Origin of the sequence: Xanthomonas sp. SHU 166, from assembly GCF_000364685.1 — a bacterium.
Taxonomy (GTDB): domain Bacteria; phylum Pseudomonadota; class Gammaproteobacteria; order Xanthomonadales; family Xanthomonadaceae; genus Xanthomonas_A; species Xanthomonas_A sontii.
Map to the genome: position 1 here is coordinate 1 of NZ_AQOJ01000224.1, position 3,851 is coordinate 3,851.

The following is a 3,851-nucleotide window of genomic DNA, read 5'->3' on the forward strand; positions in this document are numbered from 1 at the left end:
GGCGGGCGCGGCCGTCCGCACGGGAACGGCCCTGGCCAGGGCAAGCCGCAGGGCGCGGGCGGCCAGCCGGGGCGACCGCCGCGCAGCCGCGAGGACATCGATCTGGCCAAGGCCTATGCGATCCGTGCCCAGCGCGAGAAGGACGAGCGCATCGAGGCCGAGCGGCAGAAGCAGGAAGAAGCGCGCCTGCGCCGTGAAGCGCGGGCCAAGCTCGACGAACTGCTCAAGGGCCAGGCGCTGAACCACGCCGAGGCCGACATCGCCCGCCATTTCCCCTATGGCGGCAAGATCAAGCGCATCTACGTCACCGCCGACCAGCTCAAGGCGCTCAACGCCGGCGAGTTGGGCGTGCTGCAGCAGAACGGTCGCTACCTGCTGGTGACCGCGGCGCTGCTGGACCAGGCCGAAGCGATCTTCCCGGCGGCGGTGGCGCTGCGGGTCGATCCGAACGCGACGGCGGAAGAAGACCCCTACGCCGATCCCAAGTACCAGATCCCCGACGATCTGGTCTGGTAAACGTGGCGCTGCCAGGGACGGGCACGCTGGCCGCCGGGCGCGGCCACACGCCGCCGCACGCGCAGGCCGGCGGCGGCTATCTGCCGTACGTGGACGGGCTGCGCGCGATCGCGGTGCTGGCGGTGATCGCCTACCACCTCGATCCGGCATGGCTGCCGGGCGGGTTCACCGGCGTGGACATGTTCTTCGTGATCTCTGGCTTCGTGGTCAGCGCGTCGTTGCAGCGCCTGCCGGCGGCCGGACAGCTGGGCGTGTTCGCGCAGTTCTATGCGCGGCGCCTGCGCCGCATCGCGCCGGCCCTGGTGGTGTGCCTGCTGGTCACGGCCCTGGCCAGCGGCCTGTTCATTCCCGAGTCCTGGCTCAGCGAGACCAGCGCCAGGACCGGGCGCATGGCCTTCGTCGGCCTCAGCAACTGGGTGCTGGCCTCGACCGGCAACGATTACTTCTCGCCCAAGGCCGAATTCAATCCGTACACACATACCTGGTCGCTGGGCGTGGAGGAGCAGTTCTATCTGCTGTTCCCGTTGCTGTTCCTGGCCTGGAACCGTGGCGGCCGCGGTCGGGTGTGGTCGACGCTGCTGGTGGCGCTGGCCTCGGCCGCCTCGCTGGCGTTCGCTTGGCGGCATAGCCGCGATGCCGGCGATGCGGCGGCCGCGTTCTACCTGACCACCGCACGCTTCTGGCAACTGGGCAGCGGCGTGTTGCTGTACCAGGTGCTGGCGCTGCGCGGACGCTTCGAGGCCGGGATGCAGGCGCCGCCGCCGGGCGCCTGGAGCTGGCGTTCGCCGTTGCTGGCGATGGCGCTGGCGGCGGTGGTGGTCGGCCTGTGGTGCGCGCGTCCCGGCCACTCGCCGTGGCCGGATGGACTGTGGCCGGTGTTGGGCACACTCGCCCTGCTGGCGCTGCTGCATGGCGCCCCGGCCGGCTGGATCCGGCGCGCGCTGGCGCACCGCGTCCCGGTGGCGATCGGCCGCGTCTCGTATTCGCTGTATCTGTGGCACTGGCCGGTGCTCGTGCTGTTCCGCTGGACCGTCGGTCTGGAATCGGCGCCGACCAGAGCCGCGGCGCTGCTGCTGGTCGCCTTGCTGGCGCTGGCCTCGTACCGCTGGGTGGAGCTGCCGTGGCGGCATGGCCGCATCGGCCGCGCGCGCACGCCGGCGCGGACCATCGTCGCCGGGCTGGGCCTGGTGCTGCTCGCCGGCGGCACCCATGCGCTGCTGCAGAACGCCCAGCGCTATTACGGGTTGAGCACGGTCAGCCGGCATCCGCTGGACTGGTACGCCTATGCCAAGGGCCTGCGCCGGGAGTTTCCGCAGTGCGCGCTGCAGACCCGCCAGGTGCCGGTGCAGGTGGGCAGCGCCAAGCTGTTCGAGCGCGGCGCCTGCACGCTGCCCAACCGCGATGATGGCGGCCAGGTGTTCGTGGCCGGCGACTCGCATGCGCTGGCCTACAACGAACTGCTGCGGCGCTTCGCGCTGCAGAGCGGGGTGCCGGTGCGGCTGTATGGCGTCGGCGGTTGCCCGATCGTCGGCCTGCAGGCTTGGCAGGCCAGCAATCCCGGCTGCCAGGCCTATGAGCGCAGCACCCTGGCCGACGTCGCCGCGCACGCGCGCGACGGCGATGTACTTTTTCTGCCCGCCCTGCGCGTGCTGCGCCTGGCCGATCAGGACCGCCTGTTCGACGAGACCGCGGCGATGGCCGAGCAGGAGGGTGCCGAGGCGCAGGCCGCGCGCAGCGCTGGCGAAGCGGCTGCGGTCGCGCTGCTGCAGCCCTTGGCGCAGCGCGGCGTGCGCATCGTCTTCGAAGCGCCCAAGCCGGTGCTGCGCGCGCCGCCGTATCGCTGTTCGGACTGGTTCAACCGCGGCAATCCGATCTGCGCGCGCGGCATCCCGATCCCACGCGCGACGATGGAGCGCTACCGTGCGCCGGTACTGCAGAGCCTGCAGCGCATCGCCGCGCAGCTGCCGCATGCCTCGGTGTGGGATCCGTTGCCGCTGCTGTGCGACGCGCAGTACTGCAGCGGCAGCCGCGACGGGCGCCCGCTGTTCTTCGATGCCGATCACCTCAGCGGCTACGGCAACCGGGTGCTGCTGCCGGGCTTCACATCGCACATTGCGGCGATCCAGGCACACTCGCCGCCGGCGCCTTGAGGCGCAGCCCTCCGCTCCCGCATCGCAAGGAGTTCGCGCATGCCTGTTCTGCCTTTTCTCGCGCCGCAGCGATCGCGGGCGGTGCCGTCGTTCGTCGCCACCCACCATGGCCGCCGGCCGCAGTTGCGCCGCCGCGGCGATGTGCTGCTGCGCGGGGCGCTGCTGCTGCTGGCGGCCACTACCGGCACTGCCGGCGTGGCCTGCGCCGAGGACACGCCGGCGTTCGACCGGCCCGGTATCGGCTTCGCCTCGACCACCCTGCAGCGTGGACAGTTGGCCTGGGAGCAGGCGTTCTTCGATGGCAGCTACGACCGCGACGGCGACGTGCGCAGCACCGAATACGTCGCCAACAGCCGGCTGCGGTTCGGCCTGAGCGCGCGCACCGAGTTGCAGCTGGCGATCGACAGCCAGGTGTGGCAGCGCGTGCGTGGTGGCGGGCAGGACCAGCGCGGGCACAGTGGCGGCGACGCCAGTATCGGCTTGAAGCAGGCCTTGCCCAGCGCCAGCGACCGCGTCAGCTGGGCCTTGCTCGGCAGCGCCAGCCTGCCGGTCGGGCGCGCGCCGTACGGCGATGCCGGCCACCGCTACGACCTGGGCGTGAGCGCCGGCTGGGACCTGCCGGAGGGGCGTAGCCTGGCGCTGTACGGCAATGTCAGCGACAGCGAGGACGGCTCCGGCTGGAGCATCTCGCCGAGCTACACGTTCTACGCCGGCGACACGCTGAGCGCCTACGTCGAGGCCGGCATCGGCGGCGGCGAGGACGAGATGCGCGCGCTTGGCAGCGGCGTCACCTGGCTGTTCGCCAACCGCGTGCAACTGGATCTGTCGGTGCTGCGCGGCCTGTCGTCGCAGACCCCGGACTGGCAGGGCGGCCTCGGCATTTCGGTGTTGCTGCGCTGAGGTCCATGGTGCGGTGATGTCGTGAATCGCGCCTCCGCGCAACCAAGGGCCTGGAACGGTTTCACCCAGGCGCCTTGGATGGCGGGACACGCATGCGTGAGCGAGTCCCTGCCGGCAAGGGGTTTCAATCCACACGCCAGTGAGGACGTGACGAGGGAATGCTCTTAGAACGGGTGCCGTCTATCGTCGTTTCAATCCACGCGCCCGCGAGGGCGCGACGCCATCACGAGCAGGGCGAACAGCACGCCGGCGCAGTTTCAATCCACGCGCCCGTGAGGGCGCGAC

The 3,851-nt window shown here is 71.2% G+C and carries 3 protein-coding genes; all 3 read left to right on the plus strand.

The genetic code is table 11. From position 1 onward, the window contains the following. A partial coding sequence (locus D180_RS07395) for a DUF2058 family protein (protein ID WP_017912293.1) occupies positions 1-516 on the plus strand: 516 nt, incomplete at its 5' end. A 2-nt stretch (positions 517-518) separates the two neighbouring features. Beyond that, positions 519-2,666: an acyltransferase family protein gene (locus D180_RS07400; protein WP_017912294.1), complete on the plus strand. Its 2,148-nt coding sequence runs from the start codon at positions 519-521 to the stop codon at positions 2,664-2,666. 39 nt (positions 2,667-2,705) lie between these two features. After that, positions 2,706-3,566 (plus strand): transporter, encoded by an 861-nt coding sequence (locus tag D180_RS07405; protein WP_232760381.1) that lies wholly within the window; start codon positions 2,706-2,708, stop codon positions 3,564-3,566. The last annotated feature ends 285 nt before the right edge of the window (positions 3,567-3,851 follow it).